Origin of the sequence: Paenibacillus sp. SZ31 (assembly GCF_012912005.1) — a bacterium.
GTDB lineage: Bacteria > Bacillota > Bacilli > Paenibacillales > Paenibacillaceae > Paenibacillus.
Genome location: NZ_JABBEA010000012.1, coordinates 36,266 through 62,173, shown reverse-complemented (window position 1 = coordinate 62,173; position 25,908 = coordinate 36,266). Strand labels below are relative to the sequence as shown.

Annotated in this window: 23 protein-coding genes; 3 read left to right on the top strand and 20 right to left on the bottom strand. The window is 47.2% G+C overall.

Going from position 1 to position 25,908, the window contains the following annotated elements:
• Positions 1-150 precede the first annotated feature (150 nt).
• Positions 151-1,347, top strand: coding sequence for an AI-2E family transporter (locus HF638_RS20610; RefSeq protein ID WP_169481841.1), 1,197 nt, complete (start codon positions 151-153; stop codon positions 1,345-1,347).
• On the opposite strand, the gene HF638_RS20605 is transcribed toward HF638_RS20610, so the two are convergent.
• The 15 genes from HF638_RS20605 to cymR form a co-directional block, all read right to left on the bottom strand.
• Positions 1,326-3,023, bottom strand: a complete 1,698-nt coding sequence (locus HF638_RS20605; protein WP_248278214.1) for a peptidoglycan D,D-transpeptidase FtsI family protein — start codon at positions 3,021-3,023, stop codon at positions 1,326-1,328. The two genes, HF638_RS20610 and HF638_RS20605, sit on opposite strands and share 22 nt — an antisense overlap.
• A 236-nt stretch (positions 3,024-3,259) precedes the next feature.
• Positions 3,260-5,548 carry a methyl-accepting chemotaxis protein gene (locus HF638_RS20600; RefSeq protein WP_248278213.1) on the bottom strand — a complete coding sequence of 763 codons (2,289 nt, stop codon included), beginning with the start codon at positions 5,546-5,548 and terminating at the stop codon, positions 3,260-3,262.
• Positions 5,549-5,783: 235 nt separating this feature from the next.
• The gene (locus HF638_RS20595; protein WP_169481838.1) at positions 5,784-7,112 is read right to left on the bottom strand and encodes a peptidase U32 family protein; all 1,329 of its coding nucleotides are present in this window, start codon (positions 7,110-7,112) and stop codon (positions 5,784-5,786) included.
• 17 nt (positions 7,113-7,129) lie between these two features.
• Positions 7,130-8,059: a peptidase U32 family protein gene (locus HF638_RS20590; RefSeq protein WP_169481837.1), complete on the bottom strand. Its 930-nt coding sequence runs from the start codon at positions 8,057-8,059 to the stop codon at positions 7,130-7,132.
• Between the two features lie 14 nt (positions 8,060-8,073).
• The gene (gene mltG, locus HF638_RS20585) at positions 8,074-9,114 is read right to left on the bottom strand and encodes an endolytic transglycosylase MltG (protein ID WP_211175717.1); all 1,041 of its coding nucleotides are present in this window, start codon (positions 9,112-9,114) and stop codon (positions 8,074-8,076) included.
• A gap of 75 nt (positions 9,115-9,189) precedes the next feature.
• Positions 9,190-9,504, bottom strand: coding sequence for a DUF1292 domain-containing protein (locus tag HF638_RS20580; RefSeq protein ID WP_169481836.1), 315 nt, complete (start codon positions 9,502-9,504; stop codon positions 9,190-9,192).
• A complete protein-coding gene (locus HF638_RS20575) occupies positions 9,505-9,804 on the bottom strand; it encodes a DUF1292 domain-containing protein (protein WP_017686820.1) in 300 nt (99 codons plus the stop codon). It lies immediately after the preceding gene.
• A gap of 12 nt (positions 9,805-9,816) precedes the next feature.
• Positions 9,817-10,233, bottom strand: a complete 417-nt coding sequence (ruvX, locus tag HF638_RS20570) for a Holliday junction resolvase RuvX (protein ID WP_169481835.1) — start codon at positions 10,231-10,233, stop codon at positions 9,817-9,819.
• Between the two features lie 128 nt (positions 10,234-10,361).
• Entirely contained in the window at positions 10,362-10,622 is a 261-nt protein-coding gene (locus HF638_RS20565; RefSeq protein WP_017686818.1) for an IreB family regulatory phosphoprotein, read from the bottom strand.
• 242 nt (positions 10,623-10,864) lie between these two features.
• Positions 10,865-13,495 carry an alanine--tRNA ligase gene (gene alaS, locus HF638_RS20560; protein WP_169481834.1) on the bottom strand — a complete coding sequence of 877 codons (2,631 nt, stop codon included), beginning with the start codon at positions 13,493-13,495 and terminating at the stop codon, positions 10,865-10,867.
• A 435-nt stretch (positions 13,496-13,930) separates the two neighbouring features.
• Positions 13,931-14,998, bottom strand: coding sequence for an AI-2E family transporter (locus HF638_RS20555; protein ID WP_169481833.1), 1,068 nt, complete (start codon positions 14,996-14,998; stop codon positions 13,931-13,933).
• 296 nt (positions 14,999-15,294) lie between these two features.
• On the bottom strand, positions 15,295-15,504 hold the full coding sequence (locus tag HF638_RS20550) for a hypothetical protein (protein WP_017686815.1): 210 nt from the start codon (positions 15,502-15,504) through the stop codon (positions 15,295-15,297).
• 10 nt (positions 15,505-15,514) lie between these two features.
• Positions 15,515-16,036, bottom strand: coding sequence for a PRC-barrel domain-containing protein (locus tag HF638_RS20545; protein WP_169481832.1), 522 nt, complete (start codon positions 16,034-16,036; stop codon positions 15,515-15,517).
• Positions 16,037-16,200: 164 nt separating this feature from the next.
• Positions 16,201-17,352 carry a cysteine desulfurase family protein gene (locus HF638_RS20540; RefSeq protein WP_169481831.1) on the bottom strand — a complete coding sequence of 384 codons (1,152 nt, stop codon included), beginning with the start codon at positions 17,350-17,352 and terminating at the stop codon, positions 16,201-16,203.
• A gap of 112 nt (positions 17,353-17,464) precedes the next feature.
• The gene (gene cymR, locus HF638_RS20535) at positions 17,465-17,884 is read right to left on the bottom strand and encodes a cysteine metabolism transcriptional regulator CymR (protein WP_062835876.1); all 420 of its coding nucleotides are present in this window, start codon (positions 17,882-17,884) and stop codon (positions 17,465-17,467) included.
• A 321-nt stretch (positions 17,885-18,205) separates the two neighbouring features.
• Here cymR and mnmA point away from each other — a divergent pair, with 321 nt between their 5' ends.
• On the top strand, positions 18,206-19,330 hold the full coding sequence (gene mnmA / locus HF638_RS20530; protein ID WP_036616942.1) for a tRNA 2-thiouridine(34) synthase MnmA: 1,125 nt from the start codon (positions 18,206-18,208) through the stop codon (positions 19,328-19,330).
• Between the two features lie 131 nt (positions 19,331-19,461).
• Here mnmA and crcB (HF638_RS20525) read toward each other — a convergent pair whose 3' ends face one another.
• The 4 genes from crcB (HF638_RS20525) to HF638_RS20510 are packed head-to-tail and all read right to left on the bottom strand — an operon-like array spanning position 19,462 to position 22,490.
• A complete protein-coding gene (crcB, locus tag HF638_RS20525; RefSeq protein WP_169481830.1) occupies positions 19,462-19,821 on the bottom strand; it encodes a fluoride efflux transporter CrcB in 360 nt (119 codons plus the stop codon).
• The gene (gene crcB, locus HF638_RS20520; RefSeq protein WP_169481829.1) at positions 19,818-20,219 is read right to left on the bottom strand and encodes a fluoride efflux transporter CrcB; all 402 of its coding nucleotides are present in this window, start codon (positions 20,217-20,219) and stop codon (positions 19,818-19,820) included. The genes crcB (HF638_RS20525) and crcB (HF638_RS20520) overlap by 4 nt, the downstream gene beginning before the upstream one ends.
• A 33-nt stretch (positions 20,220-20,252) precedes the next feature.
• Entirely contained in the window at positions 20,253-21,560 is a 1,308-nt protein-coding gene (locus HF638_RS20515) for a replication-associated recombination protein A (RefSeq protein ID WP_036616934.1), read from the bottom strand.
• Between the two features lie 42 nt (positions 21,561-21,602).
• Positions 21,603-22,490, bottom strand: a complete 888-nt coding sequence (locus HF638_RS20510; RefSeq protein ID WP_169481828.1) for a LysR family transcriptional regulator — start codon at positions 22,488-22,490, stop codon at positions 21,603-21,605.
• Positions 22,491-22,626: 136 nt separating this feature from the next.
• Here HF638_RS20510 and HF638_RS20505 point away from each other — a divergent pair, with 136 nt between their 5' ends.
• Positions 22,627-23,550, top strand: a complete 924-nt coding sequence (locus HF638_RS20505) for a DMT family transporter (protein WP_211175716.1) — start codon at positions 22,627-22,629, stop codon at positions 23,548-23,550.
• A 119-nt stretch (positions 23,551-23,669) separates the two neighbouring features.
• On the opposite strand, the gene HF638_RS20500 is transcribed toward HF638_RS20505, so the two are convergent.
• The gene (locus tag HF638_RS20500; protein ID WP_169481827.1) at positions 23,670-25,850 is read right to left on the bottom strand and encodes a HelD family protein; all 2,181 of its coding nucleotides are present in this window, start codon (positions 25,848-25,850) and stop codon (positions 23,670-23,672) included.
• Between the last annotated feature and the right edge of the window lie 58 nt (positions 25,851-25,908).

The following is a 25,908-nucleotide window of genomic DNA, read 5'->3' as shown; positions in this document are numbered from 1 at the left end:
CTGAATTACGGTGCGCTATGGCACTATCTAAAATAAACCGCCTTTAATTTTATCATAGTTCAGACTTTTCTTGAATCCTGTTTTCCCAAAAAGATAGCTATCGTGTACAATAAATACAATCTAATTATTGCCATCAAAGGAGCCATGTCCATGCTACCGCTTTACAAAAAATACGGGCGAACCGTCTTTGACATCGCATTGCTCGTATTAACCGTGTATGTGATCATGTACGGTTTTAGTCAATTATACCAAGTGGCTGCACCCGTCTTTCTATCATTCATCGTGTATTGGATGATTGAGCCGCTGGCCAAATTTTTACATCGCAAAGGATTACCCAAGACGCTTGGAGCCGCCATCTCCGTCTTGTTATTTCTTGCACTAATTATCGCTGCCTTTTTTGGTGTGGGTTTGATTATCATTTCACAAATTTCCAATCTTCAAGATAATTTTCCCGTATATATTGAGATGATACAGCGTGAATTCACCAATCTGGTTCTATTTATGCAGGACAAGTCCGATGCTCTACCTGATGGGATTATGGAAAAAGCGAACGAATATTTTGCAACACTGACCGGTTTCCTGTCCAAATGGGTAACTAGCGGAGCACAGTTCGTCGTCGGCTTCCTCAGTTCATTCTCTTCCTTTATTACGAACTTCGGAATTGCGATTATTCTGGCATTCTTTCTCAGTATCGAGATCGAATCCTGGCGCAAGTTCGCCCGTGCGAAAACGCCTAAAACCTTGAAATTAGCTATTGAATTCATGCGTAATCATGTGTTCAAAACGATCCGCTCGTATTTGAAGGCACAGATGATCATGATGCTAATTACGTTCGTATTGATTTATGCAGGTTTATTGATTTTGGGAACCTCTAACGCCTTTACCATTGCAGCCATCTGTGCAGTCTTCGATCTAGTGCCACTGCTTGGTGTTCCTGTTGTATTCATTCCATGGATCGTCTACTTGTTCATTATAGGCAACAGTAGCCTGGCGATCGGCCTGATTGTCATTCTGGCAGTAACGATGCTGACACGACAATTGCTGGAACCGAAAATCTCAGGTAACTCGATCGGTGTATCTTCGGCGTACTTGATGCTTTCGTTTATGCTGATCTCCCTTTCGATCTTCGGCCTTGCTGGTGTAGTGTTATCTCCAGTGCTCCTGATCCTTCTAAAAGAACTGTTACAACAAGGGTACCTGCAAAAGTGGATTCACCTGCCAAAAGATGAATTTGAATCCTCTCCATTGGTCATGGACCCACCCGTTAACAAGGCCTCAGCGAATTCTGCCGAATCTACTGTACAACGTCCCGTTCCTGCGAAGGATCACGAGGACTCCGCCAAATAGTCCATCACCTTCCTGAAGAGAGCTGTCGCCTGGTGATGGCTGTCTGGAGAGACATTCTGGACAAGAACAGCTACGGCGTATTTGGGTCGTTCTATCGGTCCATAACCAATGAACCATTGATGATTGAGCTTCTTTCCATGTTTTTGTATCTGAGCTGTACCTGATTTCCCTGCAACATGCCATCGTGCATGCTGCAGGGATTTTCCTGTTCCCTCACGGACTACCGTATTCATCCAGGATAGTAGTTTATGCGCTGTTGCGGGAGCAATCTGTCCGGCTGCCGAAGGTGAATCATGCAAGGGCATCTCCAGCATGGTGCCACCATCAGCATACCGGATGCGCTCAACGAGACGCGGGGCACTAACCTTCCCATCATGCAATAATGTCACGATCAGATTGGCAGCTTGTAGCGGTGTAACCAATACATCTCGCTGACCAATCGCTGTCTGGATTCTCGCTCCTTCATCGGCAGACGAAACTGCCTCTGTTCTCACACGCCCGTGATCTTCATGATCAAAGTGCCGTAAGACGGGCATGCCAGCCATCTGTTTCCCCTCCCAACCAACAGGACGTGCCAGTCCCAGACGATCTGCCGTCTGCTCCAGTTGCTCCATGCTAAGCCTGCGTGCCGTTTCCGCAAATACGATATTGCAAGACTCGGCAAACCCTTGCTCCAGATTCAGGTTTCCATGCCCATGCTCCTTCCAGCAGGACAGCCCATATTTTCCGTATTCACCACCACAATGAAATTCTTCTCCGTTAGAAACCGCATGATATTCCAACGCAGCCGCTGCAGTGACGATTTTGAAAATGGAACCCGGTACGGCTCCCTGTACTGCACGATTTCCCCAGGCCGATTGCTTGGGGTCCACGTGTTGTGGCTGATAGAAAGGGCGGGAGATCATGGCGCGAACATCTGCGTTAGCGACATCAAGCACAACAACAGCTCCCTCTTCTAATCCAGATTCTTCTGTCAGTTGCTCCAGCCCACGCTGCAACTCGGCATCCACAGTAGTTTCCACACGTAAAGGATAATGGCTATTGGCTGGTGCAATGACATGCGGCTGAACATCGGGGATAATCTCTCCACCACCCGAGACCATACGTGATACTAGTGTAGGGCCAATGCCCATCAACAGGGGTTCAAGCGTTCTCTCCAGTCCAGCTGCCCCTGATTTCATGGCAAAAGGCTGTTTTACTTCATCCTGATGTCCAGGTTTTCCTTTGGAAGATCCCGGCTGTTCAGCCAGATAACCCATCCACTGCATTCCCGTATACCCCTGAAGATACCTTGTCATCATCGGATATATGCCGGCTTCTTGCAGATGCAGAGTACGTAGGCGCTCAACCTGAGATTCGGTCAAATGAACAGGCTGCTGTTCACCTGCTGTCCAAAAATGAGGTGTGCTCTCCTGATTCCATTCCTTTTTTAATTGATCCAGATCCGTATGTAATATAGCTGCTAACTGTGTCATCTTGGAGCCTTCCAACACTCCATACTTTCGTACTTTCTCTGATGGACCTGTCTGTGGAAAAAGAACCAAGCCCCACTGCAGCTTCCCCGTCAAAGCTTCGCCCTTGTAATCCGTAAATTGTCCCCGCCCTGGATCAAGCATCACCCCACGTTCACGCTGCAATACAGACATTTCACGTACCGTTCGGTGAAATCCAGGCATGGTCTGATTCACCTGAACGATCTGAACCCATCCCAATCGCAATATAAGTAGCCCAAAGACAAGAGTTAGAAGAATACAAGCTATATAAATCCGCCGTTTCGCAAGAAGATGCATCCCAATCTCACCTTTTGTCGTTTTGACATATTATTGCTGATAAGGCTTGGAATTATCCGGTAAACATAAAGAAAACCTGTCCCATGTGCGGGACAGGTTCTCCTCATTTCAACCTTGGCTTGTTACACCGTAAAGCGTGACAATGTTTCTTTCAGTTCAGTGGACACGTTCTCCAGTTTGCCAGACAGATTAACCAGCTGGTTACTGATATTTTGCTGTTCACTGCTCAAGGAAGCTACTTCTTGAGACGTTGCAGAAGATTCTTCAGCTACTGCGCTGACATTGCTCATCGCTTCGGACAACGTACTTTGAGATTTGTTCAAATCTCCAATTGAACCTGTCACCATGCCTAGACGTTCTACAAATGCACCCATCTGTTCCTGTACGGAAGCGAAGATGACGTTGGTATCTTTAACCGCATCCATCTGTTCTTTGAATAACGGATAGGCTGCAGACAAAGCATCCACTGTCTCATTCATTTCGGTCATGATTTTGTCAGTGATCTCTCCAACCATCTCAATGGATTGTCTGGATTGAGCCGCAAGCTGACGAACCTCATCAGCTACCACCATGAATCCTCGTCCGGCTGCACCGGCGCGTGCTGCTTCAATGGTTGCATTCAGAGAAAGGATATTGGTCTGTTTCGTTATGTTTTGCAGAACTTCAAGCACTTTCAGGACAGAAGACGTGCTCTCTTTCAGCGAATCAACCTTATTCACCAGTGCACCAATCATTTCTTCTGTCTTCTGGGTTTTGGTCATTAACTGATTCAGATGTTGTGAGCCTGTGTGACTGGACTTCTCTACATGACGAGCAGAATCGCCCATCTGTTCATTGGCAGCAATTACACTCTCCATCTGACGAGAGATATTATCCGTCAATTCATTGCCACGTTCCGCTTCGGTTGCCAGGCTGCCTGCACCACCTGCAATCTCTTCTGTAGCTACAGCGATTTCAGAAGCAGACACAGCCGTTTTCTTGGATGCACTGCTCAGCTCGGATGCGGTATCCAATACTTCCTGTGCAGAGCGATTGGTTTGTTCAACCAGCTTTGTGATCTGCTCCATCATCAGATTAAATGCGGATGAGAGCTGGCCAATTTCATCTTTGGAGCTATATGGGGTACGAACTTTAAGATTACCTTTCGCACCTTCCTGCATTAGATCTTTCAATTTGCCAAGTGGACGAGCAATCATACGAACCATCCAGATCCCGATCAACACTGCAATACCGGCATCAATCAGTGCCATCCACAGTGTAAGGGTCAGAATACCTTTAGCATCCTGAACCAGAACAGAGGTTGGTATCATACCGACCAGTTTCCAATTGGACGTTTCCATCGTGCTGTATACAGCCAGCATTTCTGTAGGTTTGTCATCCACCGTATACTCCGTATTCGTACTACCTGCTGGTTCGGTTAGTTCTTTGACAAATGTAAGCTCTGTATCTTGTCCGGTACGATCCGGGATGGAGGATGCAACCACTTTATTATCCGGAGCGATCAGTTGCAGAACAGCTCCTGGTCCCAGGTCAAGCGATTTCAATTGTTCCTCCAGAACTTCCAGTTTCAGTTCAATTACCAGAACATACGACTGGGTAGTTCCCTGCAGGTTCTTCATTGAACGTGCAATTTTGAACGTTGGGATCGAACCATCTTCCTTCACTTCTGTTGGAAGCCAGCGATAACCGCCTGCCTCGATTAACTCACTATACCAAGGTTCCTGGCGAATACTGCCCATGGAGGAACTGTTGCTACCCGTACCCATAATGGACTTCGTATCGTCCGTAGGTACCAGATAAATCGCTTCCATAGATTTATTTGTAAATGCAATATTGGACAGTTGCTTGTTGATTGAACTTGAATTCACGAATGTATCATACGCAGTCAGATTCTTATCTGACATTTTTTGTAGCAATGACTGCATTTCCGGATCAAAGAAAATCTGTGTGGATGTGTCTACAAATCTCTCCAAAATGATGTCCATTTTTTGTTTGGTCTGATCAATCGTCTCCTGATTAGCTCGTGAGGCATTGGTCTCAATCGTACCCTTGGCTTTCGAATAGGATAATAGACCCAAACTCACTACAAAAATCATAATGCCCGCAAAGAAGATCAAGAACAGTTTAACCCCTACGGATTTAACCGGATTCGCCTTCTTAATCTGTTCGAAAGAAGACCCCCCAAAGTTTTTCCAATCCCGGTTTTTCAGTTGTTTCTTCACCCAATCAGTCTTGATCCAGCCCAGCTTGAGTTTACTGCGATCAATCTTGAACAATCTTTTGCCACTACCTGTCGTTTTGCTTTTGACTACTTTTTCTTTCTTCACTTTCTGAACCTTCTCAGGCTTAACCTGCTCGTCTTTTGTCACTTGCTCCCCACTGTCTTTCTGCTTCTTTTGAACCAATCCCATTCACCTGCCAGTAATTTACTTGTTGGATTTTTCTTTCTCTCCCCTATAAATATGTAGTATTCGACAGCTTTCTTCGTTCCCCTTTCACTTCCCAGAAATATTTTACAACTTTATTCCTATTTTTCTATAAAAAAAAGACCCCCATATGCCGATAAACGGAGGTCCCAAATGTAAATTCCATGACACTATTTTGTTAAATCATAATACAATATTGACACATTGTAGGTATTTGAGCCTACTTCTTTTTTCTCATCATATCGAAGTACGAAACCGGTTGATCCACCTTCATTTTAATCAGTTGCAACGGGTGACGGGCAGCATCGAGCACATTGCCTTCTTCATCCTGTATTTCACCGACGACCTGTTTGAAAAAGTGACCTCCCGGACCGAAAAATTCAATTTCTTGTCCTGGTTTGAAGTGATTGCGCTGTTGAATGGTTGCCATTCCTGTTTCAGCATCATACCCCGTAACCAAGCCAGCGAAGTCAAAAGGTACGGCCTTTTCTTCCGGCTCATAGATATGATCTTCGTGGTCTGGAGTATCATAGAAAAATCCGGTATTGAGCGGACGATTCGCCGCTTTGTTCATTTCTTCAACCCACTCAGGCTTCAGAACATAATTTTCCGGGTCTGCCATATAGGCGTCAATGGCTTGACGGTATACGTTAACCACGGTAGCCACATAGTGAATTGATTTCATGCGGCCTTCAATCTTGAAGCTGTCCACACCCACATCAATCAACTCGGGGATATAACCAATCATGCACAGATCCTTTGATCCCATGGAGAATGAATTGTCCTGTTCCTGGAACAGGGGAAGCTGGTTCTCACCCAGTTTGAATGGTGCAGGTGCCTGCATCTGCATGTCCTCTTCGCTGACCCACACCGTATCTTCTCTCGCATCCTCGAACAGATCATACTTCCAACGGCAAGACTGGCAACAGCCACCCCGGTTAGAGTCCCGATCCGTAAAGTGATTGGAGAGCACACAACGGCCAGAATACGATGAACACATCGCTCCATGAATAAAGGCTTCAATTTCAATATCCACATTTGCCTTGATTTCCTCAATCTCTTCGAAGCTGGTCTCACGTCCAAGAACAACACGGGGAAGTCCTTCATCTTTCCAGAACTTCACGGCTTGCCAGTTGAGTGTGGATTGTTGAGTACTCAGATGTACCTCAAGGCCCGGCACAGCACGAAGCGCTACTTCAATAATAGCCGGATCGGCTACAATGATCGCAGATATTCCCGCATTATAGAGGTTTTGTAGGTACGTTTCGATACCTTCAACATCCTCATTATGTGCATAGATGTTCGTCGCTACGAACACTTTGGCTCCATACTTTTTGGCAAACTCCACACCTTCACGCATCTCTTCAAAGCTAAAGTTATCCGCGTTGGAACGGAGTCCATAGGCCTGTCCACCGATATATACGGCATCTGCACCGTAATGGATCGCAAATTTTAGTTTTTCCAGATTACCCGCCGGAGCTAGCAGCTCCGGTTTGTCCAGACGGTTACGTTTACCCGAGAACTTCCGCTGTACCGCCACTGTTTCCATTCTGTTCACCTCGTCTATTAATACACTTGTTCTTTATAGAAAAATCCAAACGACAATTCACGTTCAGGGTCCTGTAACTCCCGCACCTCAGCGAGCCAATCTTCAGAGAACGCATATGCATCAGCATCGGCTACATAACTGTCAATCGCTGCCCGATATGCACGTACAACAGCTTCATTGTAAGCAAGTGATTTTAACATACCTTCAACTTTGAAACTGTGCACACCCGCCTCCATCAACAGATGAAGATCTTCGAGGATACATATATCCTCAGAACTCATGATATGCGTGCCGTTCATGTCCTCATAGATCGGGAATTTCTCATCCCGGCGCTCAGCCTCGATCAGGAACAATCCCCGTTCTTTACCCAGATGTCCCTCAACCGGCCGTCCTTGATGAGCCATGTAACTTTGCACCAGACTACGCTTGGAATGATAAATATTCGTCATACCATGCACCTGAACCTGAGCTTCCACCTTCAAAAAAGGGACCATTTCCGTCAACTCGTCCATATTCAACTCACGGGCAAGCACAACACGACTAGCGCCCTTGGTTCCCCAATAGTTGGCCGTCGCATAGTTCGTTGAAGTCATCTCCGCGTTCCAGTGCAGCTTCACATGTGGAGCGTATTCCTTCATGGTAGCCAGCACGGATGGATCATTAAACTCCACACCATCCACACCGATTCTGCCCAAAGCCTGAACATATTCTGGCAATTCTTTCAGCAGCTCGTTGGACATCAGATTAGTCATGGATACATACACACGCGCCTGATGTTTGGCTGCAATAGCAACCACCTCTGCTGTCTCTTCCACGCTGAAGCTCCCTGGAAGACGCATGCCGAATCGATCATCTCCAATGACCAGAGCATCTGCTCCAGCTTGGAGAAGCACTTCTGCCTCTTTCACATTCGCTGCTGTAACGAGCAGTTCATGTTTCTTACTCATATAATCCCCTCCGCTTATTGCGCAGCCTTACTTTTGGCTATATTTTGCTGATGTTCCTTATACGTTTTGGCAAACAAATGTCCGGACGAACCATCCTTTTTCGTCACATAGAACAGATACTCCGAAGCTTCCGGATTTAGCGCTGCCTCGATGGACGGAAGACTTGGACTGGCAATCGGACCTGGTGGCAAGCCTTTGTTCAGATACGTATTATAGGGACTTTTCACCTTTAGATCCTTGAAAAACAATCGTTCCTTCGGTCTGTCGAGCAGATATTGCACGGTAGCATCAATCTCCAGCTTCATATCCTGATTGATCCGATTGTAGATTACACCTGCAACCAGAGCACGTTCCTCATCCACTACAACCTCTTTCTCCACCAGTGAAGCAATGGTCAGCAGCTCATGCAGAGAGAGGTTCTTTTCCTGAAGCTTGGCTTCCAGATCAGGAATGGAATTGATCTTGATCTGGAATTCTTCCAGCATCCGTTGCATCACATCATGCGTAGAACTTCCTTTTTTCAGCTCATACGTCTCCGGGAACAGATACCCTTCCAAAACGTAGCGGAGTTCTTCATCCACTGGAATATCTTTGACGAAATCCACATCGAGGGCCGAAGGATCATTGGCCAGTTTGATGAATTCATCCCGATCAACAACATGCTCATAAGAAAGCTTACCCGCCATTTGCAGAACGGTATAACCCTCCGGAATTGTAAATTTCACCATTTCTTCTGGGACAACTTCACCACTACTCAGCTTGCTAACAATCTCGTCATATGTCACGCCAGGACTCATAGAATATGTACCCGCCATGAAATTAGAACCTAGTTTTTTCCACTTTAAATACCCTTTGAAGGTCAACCCGCTTCGAATGAGCCCTTCTTCTTGAAGCTGATCTGCGATTTTCGAAGTTCCCGATCCGCTCTTAATCTCGAATACGACCGGTTCTGTAGAAGCTTCCACAGGACGCATCATACTCCACACGTATCCACCTGCGCCTCCGGCAAGAACTACAATGATAAGCAGTATGACTACTATTGCTTTCCCTTTCAAAAAAGAAACAACTCCTTTACACAACCAAAAAGAGCGGACTTCTCCGCCCTCCCGGTTTCTTCAATTTGAAGCTGATTAATCTTCGTCAATGGGGAGAGTACATTCATCATAAAGCTCCGAGATGTTCTCCCACTCATCATCATCGTCGATCGTAACTAACTCCGGCATGATCTGGTCTTCACTTCCAGGTGATACCCGCAGAAGTTCAACCTCGTCATAAGGTCGCAACGAACTGCGGAGCACCGCGTATTGCTGACCGCCGACTTCGAACTCAGCCAACAAGTCATACGGTTGTGATTTACCGTTATCTTCTTCGAGCTCAACATGAGCACCGAATGCCAGACGCAGTGAATCTGTCCATTTCAGGTCTTTGCGGCTATATTCCGTCATTTAGTTCGCTTCCTCTTCATCTTCAGCAAGAAATGTATTAAACGTCTCCTCGACGATATCCCACTCGGCATCATCTTGGATGACGAAAAGTTTGATATCGTCGCCCTCTTCTTCATAACGGAATGCATATACATCCGTTTCGCCATCTTCAGGTTCAACCGGAGCAACCATCATGTACTTGGCCTCCGAACCATCTACTTCAAACTTCATGATGACTTCGAATTCCTCTTCATTACCCTCGTCATCCGCAATGTAAATAATTTCCGCTTCTTCTTCCATACCCAGTTGATCTTCAGCCATTGTTGATCCCCCTCACCTTCTACTATTGGCATCCAAATAATTTTGCAAAATCAAGCTTGCGGCCATTTTGTCCACAACCTGCTTGCGTTTTTTCCGACTGACATCCGCTTCAATCAGCGTACGTTCTGCTGCCATGGTTGTCAGCCGTTCATCCCAAAGGTGAACAGGTAAATTCAGTTCATCCCGCAGGCGTTCGGCAAAAGCAATACATATCTCACCGCGCGGTCCTACGGTGCCGTTCATGTTTTTGGGAAGTCCGACTACGATCTCACTAATCTCATGCTCACGCACAAGATCGGCAATTCGAGTGAACTCACCTTCATCACGGCGGCGTTCAAGCACTTCCAATCCCTGGGCAGTCCAACCGAAGGCGTCACTCGCGGCAACCCCGATTCTTCGGTCCCCATAATCCAAACCTAATATTTTCATCCATGCTCTCCCATCCTGGGGCCTGCTCAGGTCGATTACAAATAATCGCCTTCTCAAGCTTCAGGCTGTCTTCTGTCGGTTCATTTCCCGCTGTCTGCATAGCTGCAACACAGCGGAAGCGGCGTACATTACCGGTGATTGGCCAGATAGGAACGTACAAGCTCTTCAATCAGCTCATCGCGCTCCTTTTTACGGACCAGACTACGTGCGTTGTTGTGACGAGGAATGTATGCCGGGTCTCCGGAAATCAGATACCCAACAATTTGGTTGATCGGATTATAATCCTTATCGACCAATGCATCATATACCGTGAGAAGAATCTCTTTGGATGATGCTTCCTGTTCGTCACCTTTCACATTAAATTTAACCGTCTTATCCATGGAGTCCATTGATGACACCTCGCTCCTGCATGAACATGGGGACCATGTCCTGCCGAATTGATTTCTGTTTATATAATAACATATTCTGACTGCCACAAGTAAACAAAGGATAAGGCAATTGTGTTTTTTGCTTGTCCTTTACTGGCTTAAGCATAATGCATCATTCGATTCCACACGCTCTCGGGTACAAAAAATTAACGAACAGAACCATTTCGATTTATTTTTTGACGATTGAAAGCCACTCAATGGATTTATGCATTATGCCCGCTAACCAGCGAAACCGCCAGTTTCAGCGCTTCATCCAGCTTGGTCGCATCCTTGCCTCCGGCTTGCGCCATATCTGGACGTCCACCACCGCCACCGCCGCATACTGCTGCGACTTCTTTGACGATTTTGCCTGCGTGTAATCCTTGTTTTACTTGTTCAGCAGGTACAGCTACTACAAAATTCACTTTGCCGTCGGCTGCGGCACCCAATACGAGTACGGCGTTAGGCAATTTGATTTTCAACTCATCAGCCACTGTGCGAAGTGCATCCATGTTCGGAGCATCTACACGTGCTGCCAGCAATTGTGTATTTCCTGCTTGTACCACTTGATCGGTCAGTTGACCTGCTTCCATGGCACTCAGCTTGCTTTGCAGGGATTCAGTCTCTCTAGCTGCTTCTTTCAGTTGCAGATTCAGACCTTCAATCCGTTTAGGCACATCAGCCACATTTGCTTTGAGCAGCGCTGCTGATTGTTTGAGCAATTCCAACTGGCTCTCTACATACAGATATGCGCCGCGGCCAGTTACAGCTTCGATTCGACGAACGCCGGAGCCAATCCCGCTCTCGCTCACCAATTTGAAGATTCCAATCTCTGAAGTATTATTTACGTGACAGCCGCCACAAAGTTCCAAACTGTATTCTCCAACTTGAACCACACGTACAATATCTCCATATTTTTCACCAAACAGGGCCATCGCACCCATTTCTTTGGCTTCATCAATAGCTTTCAGCTCGATGTTCACGTTCAGACGATTCCAGATCTGTTCGTTCACCTGACGCTCAATCTCTGTCAACTCTTCCGGCGTGATGCTGCCGAAGTGAGAGAAGTCAAAACGCAGACGCTGTGGCTCTACGAGTGATCCCGCCTGGTTTACGTGCGTGCCGAGCACATCTTTGAGTGCTTTGTGCAGCAAGTGAGTTGCCGTATGGTTTTTGATAATGTCGCCGCGTTTCGCCGCGTCTACTTGAGCATTGATCAGATCGCCTACACGCAGTTCACCGGACTCCACAGTTACCAGATGTACATGTTGTCCGAGTGGAGCTTTGAACAAGCCTTGTACTTTCGCTGTTACACTAGCACCGCGCAGCAAGCCCTGATCACTCACTTGACCGCCACTTTCTGCGTAGAAAGGAGTCTTGTCCAGAACAACCTGGCACGTCTGTCCTTCGCCTACAGTGTCAACAAGGGCGTCACCGGCAACGATGGCTACCACTTTCGCTTCCGTCAACAGGTCAGTATAACCAACAAACTCGCTTTTAACCTCCAGATCAGCAAGTGGTCCGCCTTGGACTTTCATGCTCTCGTTCTCTTGGCGCCCAGCACGTCCAAGTTCACGTTGTTTCTGCATGGAAGCATCAAAACCTTCACGATCTACAGTCAGACCATGCTCTGCGGCATAATCTTCTGTCAGGTCAAACGGGAAACCGTATGTGTCATACAGTTTGAAAGCTTCAGGTCCGCTAATAACCGTGCGTCCTTCGGATTTGGCAGTGCGACTCATATCAGCCAGAATAGCCAGACCATCTGTGAGTGTTTCGTGGAAACGCTCTTCCTCAGTTTTGATCACTTTGGCGATGAACTCTTGTTTGTCCACTACCTCAGGGTAGTACATTCCCATCACTTCACCAACGGTTGAGGTCAGTTCATACAGGAATGGACGGTCAAGTCCAAGCACTTTACCATAACGAACTGCACGACGAAGCAAACGACGGATGACATATCCACGTCCTTCATTACTTGGCAGAACGCCATCACCCACTGCAAAAGCAACGGTACGGATGTGATCGGCAATGACTTTCAGTGCAACATCAATCTCTACGCTGTCGTTATATTTCACACCCGCAAGAGCGGCTGTTCTCTGAATCATCGGTTGGAACAGGTCTGTGTCGAAGTTTGAATCCACATTTTGCAGAATGGAAGCAAAACGCTCCAAACCAGCACCTGTATCAATATTTTTGTTAGGAAGCGGTGTGTAGCTACCATCTTTGTTATGGTTAAACTGGGAAAATACCAGGTTCCACACTTCCAGATAACGTTCGTTTTCCCCACCTGGATACATCTCGGGATCACTCATGTCGTTTCCGTATGCTTCACCGCGGTCATAGAAGATCTCGGTACAAGGTCCACATGGGCCTTCGCCGATATCCCAGAAGTTTTCATCCAATTTGATGATACGCTCCGCAGGCAGTCCCACTTTTTCGTTCCACAGTTTGAATGCTTCTTCATCTTCCGGATATACCGTTACGGACAGACGCTCTGGATCAAAACCGATCCATTCTTTGCTCGTCAGGAACTCCCATGCCCAGGTAACCGTCTCTTCCTTGAAGTAATCTCCAATGGAGAAGTTGCCGAGCATTTCGAAGAACGTATGGTGACGGCGCGTTTTGCCGACATTTTCAATATCGTTGGTACGGATACATTTTTGAGAGTTCGCAAGGCGCGGGTTCTCTGGCTTCTCACGTCCGTCAAAATATGGTTTGAGCGGTGCCATACCTGCATTGATCCACAAAAGAGAAGGATCATTGTGAGGTACGAGCGATGCGCTCGGCTCGATTTTGTGACCTTTACTTGCAAAAAACTCTATCCATTTGGACCGGATTTCACTGGCTTTCATACTGGATGCCCCCATTAAATTATAATAGTCCGTTGCGTATTCGCTCCGGTTGGTCAACATTGTTTTTCTAAAAATAAACACAAAAAACGCCCCTGAATAATCAGGGACGATGTTATCGCGGTACCACCCTGGTTATTGCTGTTCATCCCTTGCTGCCCGGACAAACAAACAATCTCCTCGTTCATGCGAAATAACGGTCGCACCCGGCAGGGTTGTCCTGCACTCCGAAATTAGCTTTCCACCGCTTCATCTTTCAAGACTCTTCCAGCCATCAGTTCAGGCTCACCCTGATCTGAAGAAGTCTATTCTCTGAGGAAAGGAACCCTCGGCGTACTTTATTTCATCATCGATTTCATGTTCTAAACATACACACTCATTATATCGGTAGCACAAGCGGGTGTCAACGCGGCTTCCTTGATGTTTTAACCCTACTATTTAGTCAGTCCTTCGTTTGATGTAATAGGCGAAAAAGTGCTGCACAATCACCTTCAGGACGGCAAAAACGGGCACCGCCAGAATAAGGCCTACAATGCCTGCCAGTTCACCTCCGACGAGCAGTGCAAATATAATCGACAATGGATGCAGATGCAGCGTACGTCCCACCACCTGAGGAGAAATAACGTTGCTCTCCAGCACCTGGCACAGTGTGTTCACAATGACAACAAGCAGCACCATTTTAAACGATACCGTCGATGCCATGACCACAGCAGGGGCAGCGCCAAGGAACGGCCCCAAGTAGGGCACAATGTTAAACACCGCCACAATACTCGCAAGCAGTAGGGCATACGGCATATCAATCACGATATAACCAATGTAGGCAAAGATACCGACAATGACACAGACAATAAACTGTCCTCGTATGTAGTTTCCCAGCGCAGTGTCGATCTCTTTCATCACCGAGACAATCGCTTTACGACGTGAACGCGGAAGATACGCCACAATGGTGCGCTCGAACACTTCAAAATCTTTTAACATATAAAAGATCAAAAAAGGCACGATAAACACATTGAATAACACATTGATGGTCGCCCCGATATTGTCCATGAGCACGGCAATTCCCTGAGTTAATCGATCCTCCATCTGAAAGAACCAGCTGTTCATGCCAGTTCGAACACTTGGCGGCATTAATTTGTGATCCATATTGTTCATCAGGCTCTGGGCACGCATGGACAGTTCCGGCATATGCTCGTTGAGTTCCCCTAGCTGTTCAATCAATACCGGAATGACATTCATCAGAATGACACCGATACAGGTCAGGAAAAAGGCATATATGAGCAGGACCGCAATCGTACGCGGCACCTTGCGCCCTCCCAGCATGCTGACAATCGGATTGAGTACATAGGATATGATAAGGGCTACGATAAAAGGGGCCAGCACTGTTTTCAGGAAAGCATATATGTGAAGCAGTAAAGGCCGCAGCAGCCAGATAAAATACAGAATGATCAACCCGAGCAGCAGCCAGATCGCGTAACGGAACAGCTTGTTTTTGGTTAATTGCTCCACTTTGCATCTCTCCTTTTGGACTGGCTCTGAGAGTCAGTATATGTAGGAAAGGTAATATTTATTAACACAGCGCAGAAGTGGAAAGCAGCAATCCTCACATTTTTTCCTGAACCAAAAAAAACGCCTCCTTCATCAGAGAAGGAAGCGCATCTTGCGGTCCGGGGTAACATATAATCAACCATGTCCCACCCGAACCATTATGTAACCGCATCTATATACACCTGCCAACAAGTAACGACAGCATCCCATGACATACATTGTCATGAAACCGCATATAGAGGAAGTTATCCTGCTTTTTAAGAAGAAGCGTGAAGATGAGGGAAGTCTTGCGGCAGCTCGTCCCCGAAGAACAAATCATCCAGGGAGCTCAGCGTGCCGTCTTCTTCCACCTGATATACAGACATTTTCTCACCGTTCACCGTTAACTCAATAAAGCATCCCCAGCAATAAAACTGGTGGGAACCAATTTTCCCGATATCTTTGGAACTACAGTTTGGACATTTCATATTCATTCACCTATCCATTAACAGAATGAATGGCATTTTCCAAGCGTTGTTCACTCAGCGGCGGCACCATAATGGCACTTTCCCCGATGGACATATCGCTTGTACATGGCAGCCATTTACGGCCCTCGATCAGATCGGACACAAAACCGTCCGTAATTTCAATCCCTACTATTGTATTTCCCAACTCCTGGTCAAAATAAACATCAGAGACACGTCCAAGCAGCAAACCTTCTTCGGTGAGCACGGACATCTCCTTCAATTTAGAACGACCGAGGAGGTACGTGTATTTTATGTCGTCGGCTCCCGTCTTGCGGACAGCCTGTTGATTACGGATCATGACGGCATCCTCGCCATAGGCAACGATATCTTGCCACTGTACGATTTTGACATGATTGGTAAACAGGCCTTTGTTCTCAAGTTCAATGCCTTCGATCTCCCAATCATCATTCACAATGAAATCCTGGATTTTACCGACCTGCTTCCCGTCCTCAACATCAAAAACGGCAAGTCCGATCATTTCCTGAAGCTTCATCGCTGGGTCCCCCTCATCTTCTTATCATTAAATAGGCGCGGCGCTATTGCTAGGTATGCCCAAAGTTGATGAGTGGCAATCAGACGCCGATCATCAAAACCGCTTCTATCCAACCGATGAAATGGAACTTCTTCCCTCCTTCTGTTCCATGTGTAAAGTTACCCTTAGGGTCTATTACGCAGTCTCCCAAGAATGGTTCCAATTTTTTCGGCGGTTATCATGATTTCTTCCGTAGTATTACCCAATCCCCAGCTAAATCGAATCGCAGAGTGTAAAAAAGTCTCTGGCAGATCCATCGCTTTGAGCACGTGAGATACTTCAAGCGAACCGGAAGTGCAGGCAGAACCGCTTGCCACAGCGATTCCTTCCATATCCAGATTCATTAACATCGTCTCAGTGGACACTTCCGGAAAGCTGATATTCAGGATGTTTGGCAACGTATGCTCGGGGTGCCCATTCACATGAAAGTGCTCCGTCCCCACATGACTCTCGAGCTGCTCTAACAAAAGCTTCCGCAATTCCAAATCATGCTGACGATGCGCCTCCGCATGCTCTGATGCAATCTTGAGAGCCTCTGCAAATCCGGCAATACCCGCAATATTTTCCGTACCTGCGCGTCGTTGACGCTCTTGCAGCCCACCGTGTGCTCTTGCTTCCAGCACAATTCCTCGCCGTACGTAGAGTGCACCCACGCCCTGAGGTCCATTGATTTTATGGGCAGAGAAGCTGATCAGATCCACAGGCAGTTCCTTGCAGGAAATATTCTGGCTGCCTAGAGCCTGAACCGCATCGGTATGGAACAGAATATCATGCTGGCGGGCAAGCTCACCCACCTCGCGGATCGGCTGAATCGTTCCCACTTCGTTGTTGGCATACATCATGGTGATCAGCACCGTATCCGGTCGAATGGCCTCTTGCAGCTCATCCAGACTTATTCGTCCATAACGATCAACAGATAGATAGGTTACTTCGTAGCCTTGACGCTCCAATTCCTGACACGTATGCAAAACAGCATGGTGCTCAATGGCCGTCGTAATGACGTGTTTCCCTTTGTCCTGTCTTGATGAGACTGCTCCAAAAATGGCCAAATTGTCGCTTTCGGTGCCGCCTCCGGTAAACACCAATTCGTCCGGGAAACAGCCCAAAGACGCCGCAATGACATCCCTTGCTCCGCTGACGGTCCGTTTGGCTTCACGCCCAAAGGCATGGATACTTGATGCGTTGCCATATTGCCCTGTCATGACGTTCATCATCGCTTCTGCGACTCGTGGATGCATAGGTGTCGATGCGGCGTGATCCAAATAAATTCGTTTCATTTATCTTCACCCCGTTATATGTTAAAATATCTTATTTTTCTGTTAAGGCATGGATAAAGCCCCCAAATGGGGGCTCAAGTATGTTACCATGTCAAGTTCATAGAAGTCTTTTTTAAATGTAAAACATGTAACTATCTTTTTTCTCTTGATCCTGGAATGTAATCAGGTCTTTCAGTGTTGTGGAATCCAACACTTCCGCAATGCCGTCACGAATACGCAACCATAGATCACGCTTCGCCGGATCATCTTCTTCCGTGAAGTCTACTGGAGAGATTGGCCCTTCCAGTACACGGATCACGTCGCCTGCAGTCACGGTTGCAGGATCACCTGCAAGGATATAACCGCCGTAAGCACCTCTAATGCTCTTCACCAGTCCTGCATTGCGCAATGGAGCGATCAATTGCTCCAGGTAATGTTCCGAGAGCTGGTTGCGCTCGGCAATGCTTTTAAGTGATGTAGGGCCTTCGCCTGTTCTAGCAGCCAGCTCCATCATGATTGTGAGGCCGTAACGGCCTTTTGTCGATATTTTCAAAGGAGTCACCTCTTTCAATTTTCAGAAACGCTTGGAAACTTTATAATATATCCTGTGGTCCATGACCTTCTGTTTCACGATCTGTCCACAGCGGAGATGCATTGAGATTAGCATAAACCTTCTAATCCTCCGTATTCCGATCATAACCCTCAGCTAATGTTAACATATCTGCATGCTTTATGGAAAAGAAAGATTGACGATATTCCAAAATGTGCGTCTGTGGTGGACACTATCCAAAGTTGGCCGGGTGTATCGTATCTTGAGTCCGGTTATGCTAGAATAAGAAACGAAACACATTTATATATAGAAATGGTGATAACGATGTCCAAAACAATTGAAAATACACGGGTCGTCGTTGGCATGTCCGGAGGTGTCGATTCTTCCGTTACCGCACTGCTGCTGAAAGAGCAGGGTTACGATGTCATCGGCATTTTCATGAAAAACTGGGATGACACCGACGAGTTCGGCCACTGTACCGCTGAAGAAGATTCAGAGGACGTACGCCGCGTATGTGAACAGATCGGCATTCCTTACTACACTGTCAACTTCGAGAAAGAATATTTTGATAAAGTATTTACCTATTTCCTTGATGAATATAAGTCGGGCCGCACGCCAAATCCGGATGTCATGTGTAATCGTGAGATCAAATTTGGTGAATTCCTGAACAAAGCTCTGGATCTCGGCGCAGATTATGTAGCTACAGGACACTATGCTCGCCTGATTGAAGAAGATGGCACGTTAAAGTTGCTGCGTGGTGTAGACAACAATAAGGATCAGACGTATTTCCTTAATGCTCTCAATCAGAACCAGCTGTCCAAAGCCATGTTCCCGATTGGTCATCTGCCCAAACCGGAAGTACGCAAAATCGCAGAAGCAGCTGGTTTGTATACCGCCAAGAAAAAAGACAGTACAGGTGTCTGCTTCATCGGCGAGCGCAATTTCAAAGAGTTCCTGAGCAACTATCTGCCTGCCAAAGGCGGAGACATGGTTGATATCGCGACTGGTGAAGTCAAAGGCCGTCATGACGGTCTGATGTACTACACACTTGGACAGCGCCAAGGTCTTGGCATTGGCGGTTCCGGCAATGGTGAACCCTGGTTCGTTGCAGACAAGAACCTGGAGAAGAATCAACTACTTGTTGTTCAGGGCGATGCCCATGCAAGCCTGTACTCCACAGGTCTAACCGCAACGGGTGTGAACTGGATTGCTGGTGCAGAGCACATGCCTAATGTGCCATACCGTTGTACTGCCAAGTTCCGCTATCGTCAGCCGGATCAAGGTGTTACATTGACCTGGCAGGAAGATGGAAGTGTGGATGTACAATTTGACCAGCAGCAAAAAGCCATTACGCCAGGACAAGCCGTTGTTTTCTACGATGGAGAGGTCTGCCTGGGTGGGGGTACGATCGATCAGGTGCAAAAAGTACCGGTACCCGCAATGCAGTAATAGAGCTTGTCCATAAAAAGCGGATTATACACAATACCGTGTATCCCTATTAAAAAAGCCGTCTTTCATGTAATACCATGAAGGATGGCTTTTTTCCTGCTTTTCTTTGCAAAAAAATTAAAAATAGTTCGTTATGCAGTCAACCAGACTCCTGCCCAGGCGGCCAACACTCCCACTACAACTGAACTGACGACGTAGAGCGCCGCTCTGGCGTATCGTTGTCGACCCATAAGTCCTAACGTTTCATAGCCAAAGGTGGAAAATGTGGTGTACGCACCGCAGAACCCGGTTCCCCAGATCACCCAGATTGCATCTGAAATCATCTCAGATTGGTGCCACCCATATAACAACCCAAGCAACAGTGAACCACTGACGTTAATGATCCATGTCCCCCATGGAAAAGCCGTTCCCAGCAAGCCAGAGACCCATTTTCCCAGACTGTAACGCAGTATCGCACCCAGCACACCTGCAAATCCAATCCACAGGATCATGAGGCATCACCCTCTTGTCTTCGTGCTGCCAACATACGCTGTCCAAGACTCATTCCCAGCGCACATAGCAACAACCCTGCCAATAGACTTACGATTATATAAATCGCAGCATTGACCCATTCTCCACCCTCGGATAAACGAACAATATCCAGAGTAAACGTGGAGAATGTCGTAAATGCGCCAGTAAAACCTGTACCAATCGCAAGTCGAAGTTGTGGTGTTATTTTGCCTGGAACAGCTATAGTAAAGAACCAACCCAAAAAAAGGCTGCCAATCGCATTGATTAGCAGCACTGCCCACGGAAAGCCCACATGAGCAGCTGGTGTCCCTAACTGTATGGCATATCGGGTCAATGTACCGAGAAACCCACCTACTCCTATATACAAAAGCTCTTTCATGTTATGTGCATCTCCCGAGTGATCTGACTGATCTTACAAATCCCTGCGTCGTTGTTGATTCAGTCTAATCTTCGATTCGTTACCCTGCTCCGTCGCCTCATAGAATACTCTCCGTGAGAGCTGCTTTGGCAAATATTCTTGCTTCACATAATGCCCAGGGTAATTGTGCGGATATTGATAGCCCTCATGTCCAAGCTTCACGGCACCGGAATAATGCGTATCTCGCAAGTGGAGTGGAACTTCTGCCGATTTCACCTCATCAATAGCGTTCATGGCTTTGGAAATGGCGGTGTACACCGCATTGGATTTCGGACTTTCGACTGCAAACAGAATCGCTTGTGCGATATTCAGCTTGGCTTCGGGCCAACCGTTATTCCGGTACGCATCAAGCGCTCCAATCGCCTGAGTCATAGCTTGCGGGTTCGCTAGTCCAATATCTTCACTGCTCGCTGCAATCAGGCGCCGAATGAAGGTCATTGGGTCCATGCCGAGCTTCTCCACCGCGTATAGAAACCAGAACAGCGCCGCATCACTGGAACCTCGAATACTCTTGTGAAATGCAGACAACACATCATACTGTGTGGATTCATCCGCCTTCACAATGGGGCGACGAATAGACTCTTCTGCTACACCAAGCGTAATATGAATGGATCCATCCTTCTCCGGTGGCGTGGTCAACGCAGCCAGTTCAAGCGCGTTAAGCGCACGCCGAATATCCCCATTGGCCATCGTAGCAATATGCTCAAGCGCCTCATCGTCCGCCTGTAGTTCCATGAACCCCAGACCTTTGTCCGCATCGCTCAATGCTCTGCGCATTGCAATTAGGGAATGATCCTTGTTTAGCGATTCTAGTTGGAACAGAGTAGAACGGCTCATCAAGGCCCCATTGACATAATGAAAGGGATTCTCTGTTGTGGCGCCGATAAAAATAATCGTACCCTTCTCCACCGCAGGCAATAGCGCGTCCTGACGTGAACTGTTAAACCGATGTACCTCATCGAGGAACAGAATGGTTTTGGTTCCATACAGCTGTTTGTTCGTTTGCGCCTGTTCGATGACTTCACGCACATCCTTAACGGAAGCTTCCACTGCATTCAGACGTACGAACTGTCCTTGCGTTTGCTGAGAAATAATATGTGCCAGGGTTGTCTTGCCACATCCCGGAGGGCCGTATAACAAGATGGACGAAATCTGATCAGCCTCGATGGCCCGCCGGAGTAATTTTCCCGGTCCAATAATATGTTCCTGTCCAATATATTCATCCAGATGCTCTGGCCGCAAGCGGTCCGCGAGCAGTCTAGCTTGTGGTTTTGAGTCCTGTTGAAACGAAAATAAATCCATTGCTCATCACTTCCTTAACGAATTGCCTTGGCTTGTGTACAATTACACTTCTGTTGTATCTCCACTCTCTATCATATCATACTCCCGCGGTAACATAGCCATAAATGCGCCAAGCGCACTACTGATAAACGCATCTTTGCGTGTAATAAAACGAGTCATCATGCGGCTTATACCGGAGGGGAGCGAATATTTGCGAAGGTTGCCACTTTCGATTTGCTGCCGAATCACAATCTCCGGTAACAGAGAAATCCCCATTCCCGACGTTACTCCACTAATAATCGCTTCCAAAGTTCCAAACTCCATAATCACTGGACGATTTACCCCACTTGAGTTCAACCACTCCTCTAACGTTTGTCGGTAGGAGCATCCCATACTGTAGACAAGGATCGGTTTACGGGTAAGCTCTTCTTCGGGCCCCACACCAGATGATACCACATAGAGTTCTTCATCAAATACATCTATAGACGCAATATCAGGATGATCACAGGCACAACCAATGAAAGCCCCTTCCAATTCATACCCTATCACCTGATCAATAAGCATTTGCGAATTGCCAGTAGCCAATGACAAGGACACCTCGGGATACTGTTTATAGTATTTTGCAAAAAGCTCAGGTAAACGAACTGCTGCGGCAGTCTGTGTAGATCCTATTCTTAAGGGACCCGATGGTGTACTCGTCGCCCGAAGCGCCTTGGAAGCATCATTCAGCAAACCAATAATTTTATCCGCATAGGTCAGTAGCATCTCTCCGGCTGGAGATAACGTCATGCCTCGATTATGACGAATGAACAGCGTTGTACCCACTTCTGCTTCCAGATGCCGGATTCGTGCAGTTACGTTGGATTGCACATACCCCAGTTTAGAAGCAGCTTTGGTCAGATTCCCCTCCTGTGCAACACACTGAAATATTCTAAGATCCCCGCTCTCCATGGTCCCTCCACTCTGACATCATTCAAAATGATATCCACTTCATTACCAATCATTATACTTCATGTGTAAACCGGACTACAATTCATGTAGATCCCAAACCAGTCCTCTGACTGGATGATGATAAGGAGTGTTGAGCATGACATACTGGAAAAATAAAGTTACTTTGATCACAGGTACACGCACCATAAAACCTTTGAAATATACAATCTTGATCATTTTAACAACGCTAATCATGGGTACTTCTTTTCCAGTTGGCAAGATCGGCATGTTATATGCCCCACCTTTCCTGCTCATGGGCATACGTTATGTACTGGCTGGTGGATTGATGGCCTTGTTCCTTCGTAAACGTCCTTTGCCTACTGGATGGCAGTCTTGGTTGAAAATAATCCTCATTGGTCTGTTCCAATCCGCAGGAGTGATGGGCTGCGCCTACTACAGCATGAACTGGATTACATCCGGTGAATCCGCCATTATTACGTTTACCAATCCGCTACTGGTCATTATCCTCAGTGCTCTCTTATATAGAGTGACCTACCGTTTCAGCCAGTGGATCGGTGTTATGCTCGGCTTCATAGGGATTATGTTAACCTTTGGATGGCAGATGAGCTTTAGCCCTGGAACCTGGATTGGATTTGGCGGTGCGATCTCCTTTGCCGTGTCCACATTGCTCATCAAACGCTGGGGCGATGGCTACGATACTTTTGTATTAACAGCCTATCAGATGCTCGCTGGAGGTGCTGTGCTTCTTCTACTGAGCCTATGTACGGAACAGCCTCACTTTATAGTGAATGCCACCTCGGTTATGGTGTTGCTCTGGTTGACGCTTGTTTGCTCCATTATCCAGTTCTCACTCTGGTTTTATTTGCTACAACATAGTGATCCGGCCCAAACCAGTTCTTATCTGTTTCTAGCACCATTCTTTGGTGTATTGTCGAGTTGGATTTTGCTAGGAGAGCATGTCCAGTGGTTTGCATTGGCAGGCGGGTTATTCATTGGTGTCGGCATATTCTTGGTGAACCGTCGCTCGTCCAGAATGGGAAATAGCGTAACATATACTTGAACTCCCCCATCGTTCTTCGTCGGAAGATTAAGCAATTCTCGCGCAAAAGCAAAAAAGGCATGCGCTTATGGGACTTTCCCATGAACGCCATGCCTTTTCTTGTATAAGCAAACTTTTATTTACCCAAGCTCAGGCCAACCCTGAATGGTTACAGGCTCGCCGTCAGGATTATGTGTTGCAGCCGCGTATTCTGGCAAATCACCCTCGTGGAACAACCACAATTCATGCAAGGCCCTTGTACAACCAACGTACAACAGTTTCGCATCACCCGCATTTGGCAAATAATGCTTCTGATCTACGTCTGCCACAATAACGGCATCAAACTCCAACCCTTTGGACAGATAGACAGGTAAAACAGAGTGTCCACCCGTGTAATGCTTTTTGCCACCATCGATCAGGTTCAGATCCCAGCCTGCGGCCTGAAGGTCACGGTGAAGCACCTCTGCTTCATGCAGTGTACGGGTCAGGATGGAGACCGTTCGGTAGTCTTTGACGGTTAACACCTTCAAAGCCTGCTCCAGACTCGCCGTCCGCCCTTCGCCTCCATATGCTAATGTCCGAACCGGATCACCACTCCTGAACACAGGGATTGCCGTGATTCCACTCTTGACGCCTCGCTCCAGAATCGTATTGGCGTAGTCGATAATCTCCATCGTGGAACGATAGCTTCGAGTCAATGCAAAGTATGCATTCTGATCCTCAGGAAATAGAGAACTCATCTCTTCCCACGCATGAACACCACGGTACTCATGAATGCCTTGGGACAAGTCACCCAGTATGGTGAAGGAATGCCCTTTGACGAAACGATCCAATAACGCCACATGGAAAGGTGAAAAGTCCTGCGCTTCATCGATCACAATATGGTCAAATCGCTCCGAACCTTCAATATCATGGACCAGTGTATGAATGTATACCAATGCAGGCAGATCCTCTTCACGGATGATATCCTGTTTCAGATCTGCTGCGGTTTGTTTCATGACTAGTTTTGGAATAAGCCCGCTGAGCGAGGCTGGCACAGAGCCACCCTTTGCAGCTTTGAACAACTGTTTGTATAGCGTAAGCGGCTCGTATTGAGGCCATTTTTTGGCATAAGCTTTCTCACGAGTAGACGCTTTTTTCTTGCGTTCTTTGCGCACAGCTTCTGGCATCGGTTTCTTAAGTTCCATCTCAATCCAGCGGTGAACCCGCGCCATGACCCGTTCTTTGCGTTTGGCTAGTGGATAATGCTTATATTCCTCACCGAACCAGTTCTCGATCTCCGTCTTGCTGAGCACCTTACCATCCCATGGACTGAAGTCCATATCCGGTACGGAATCCGCTTCCATGCCCGAGAGCCACTCTCGAATAAGCTCCATGAAACGGATGGATCCTTTGTAACGTCCAGATACATCATCATTTAATTCAGGCCGCGCATCTGGAGTTTCGAACCAGGTGTTCAATGTATCCGACGTATTCGCCAAAGGCATTTCCAGCTCCAGCAGGTTCATCGCCCAATCCGGGAATGTCCGCTGCTGAATGTCCCCTACTCCGAGTTCCGGGAGCACATCTGAGATGTAATCCAGGAACATGTGGTTGGGTGCAAAAATAACCATTTTCTCCGCAGATACCTGCTCCTTGTACTGATACAGCAAAAAGGCAAGCCGATGCAGGGCAACCGTTGTTTTCCCGGATCCGGCTACACCCTGAATGATCAATGCGGTGTTTCTCGCCGCACGAATGATCTGATCCTGCTCCGCCTGAATCGTAGATACGATGTCACGGAGTTTGTTATCCTTGTTCTCTCCCAGACGATAAACGAGAAATTCATCAGATACCGCTGGCTGGTCGCTGTCACGGTTATATGTATCCGCCACACGTTCCAATATCCGCTGCCGAATGACAACGTTTCGTTTCAGGTATACCAGACCTTCGATAAGCCCTTCCGGGGCTTCATACGTAGCGGAGGCTTCGCCTCCCGTAAATGAGTAAAACAGGCTTGCGACAGGAGCACGCCAGTCGATGACGAGCGGATGCTCACCCACCTCTTCGCGGTCTACGCCGATTTTGCCAATATACAGCGGTTTCCGTGCACCACTGCCCTGTTCTTCGAAATCCAAGCGTCCGAAATAGGGTTGCTGCGCGCTCTTGGACAAGGCGGTGCGGCGCTCTTCACGTCCAGCTTCCAGCACTTGTTCTGTGAAGTCGTGGCCGGTATACACCGGAATATTTTGCAGTCGTTCCAACTGACTGTCCACTTCCTCCATCGTTCGCTCTAACCTGTACTCTTCTTCTTGATAGGCACTTTGAAAGCTGTCTGACATGTTTCAGTTACCTCCTAAGAATATGTTTTGCTCTGTATCGCCTACATCTGGAAATACA

Excerpts from the sequence above, each read along its gene's own strand:
- mnmA (WP_036616942.1), top strand. The coding sequence starts at position 18,206 with ATGTCCAAAACAATTGAAAATACACGGGTCGTCGTTGGCATGTCCGGA.
- HF638_RS20550 (WP_017686815.1), bottom strand. The coding sequence starts at position 15,504 with ATGAAATGTCCAAACTGTAGTTCCAAAGATATCGGGAAAATTGGTTCC.
- crcB (WP_169481829.1), bottom strand. The coding sequence starts at position 20,219 with ATGAAAGAGCTTTTGTATATAGGAGTAGGTGGGTTTCTCGGTACATTG.
- crcB (WP_169481830.1), bottom strand. The coding sequence starts at position 19,821 with ATGATCCTGTGGATTGGATTTGCAGGTGTGCTGGGTGCGATACTGCGT.
- HF638_RS20610 (WP_169481841.1), top strand. The coding sequence starts at position 151 with ATGCTACCGCTTTACAAAAAATACGGGCGAACCGTCTTTGACATCGCA.
- HF638_RS20505 (WP_211175716.1), top strand. The coding sequence starts at position 22,627 with ATGACATACTGGAAAAATAAAGTTACTTTGATCACAGGTACACGCACC.
- HF638_RS20500 (WP_169481827.1), bottom strand. The coding sequence starts at position 25,850 with ATGTCAGACAGCTTTCAAAGTGCCTATCAAGAAGAAGAGTACAGGTTA.
- HF638_RS20580 (WP_169481836.1), bottom strand. The coding sequence starts at position 9,504 with ATGACGGAATATAGCCGCAAAGACCTGAAATGGACAGATTCACTGCGT.
- HF638_RS20575 (WP_017686820.1), bottom strand. The coding sequence starts at position 9,804 with ATGGCTGAAGATCAACTGGGTATGGAAGAAGAAGCGGAAATTATTTAC.
- HF638_RS20600 (WP_248278213.1), bottom strand. The coding sequence starts at position 5,548 with ATGGGATTGGTTCAAAAGAAGCAGAAAGACAGTGGGGAGCAAGTGACA.
- HF638_RS20605 (WP_248278214.1), bottom strand. The coding sequence starts at position 3,023 with ATGCCTGGATTTCACCGAACGGTACGTGAAATGTCTGTATTGCAGCGT.
- HF638_RS20540 (WP_169481831.1), bottom strand. The coding sequence starts at position 17,352 with ATGAAACGAATTTATTTGGATCACGCCGCATCGACACCTATGCATCCA.
- ruvX (WP_169481835.1), bottom strand. The coding sequence starts at position 10,233 with ATGAAAATATTAGGTTTGGATTATGGGGACCGAAGAATCGGGGTTGCC.
- alaS (WP_169481834.1), bottom strand. The coding sequence starts at position 13,495 with ATGAAAGCCAGTGAAATCCGGTCCAAATGGATAGAGTTTTTTGCAAGT.
- HF638_RS20590 (WP_169481837.1), bottom strand. The coding sequence starts at position 8,059 with ATGAGTAAGAAACATGAACTGCTCGTTACAGCAGCGAATGTGAAAGAG.
- HF638_RS20595 (WP_169481838.1), bottom strand. The coding sequence starts at position 7,112 with ATGGAAACAGTGGCGGTACAGCGGAAGTTCTCGGGTAAACGTAACCGT.
- HF638_RS20545 (WP_169481832.1), bottom strand. The coding sequence starts at position 16,036 with ATGAAGCTTCAGGAAATGATCGGACTTGCCGTTTTTGATGTTGAGGAC.
- HF638_RS20515 (WP_036616934.1), bottom strand. The coding sequence starts at position 21,560 with ATGGATTTATTTTCGTTTCAACAGGACTCAAAACCACAAGCTAGACTG.
- HF638_RS20510 (WP_169481828.1), bottom strand. The coding sequence starts at position 22,490 with ATGGAGAGCGGGGATCTTAGAATATTTCAGTGTGTTGCACAGGAGGGG.
- HF638_RS20565 (WP_017686818.1), bottom strand. The coding sequence starts at position 10,622 with ATGGACTCCATGGATAAGACGGTTAAATTTAATGTGAAAGGTGACGAA.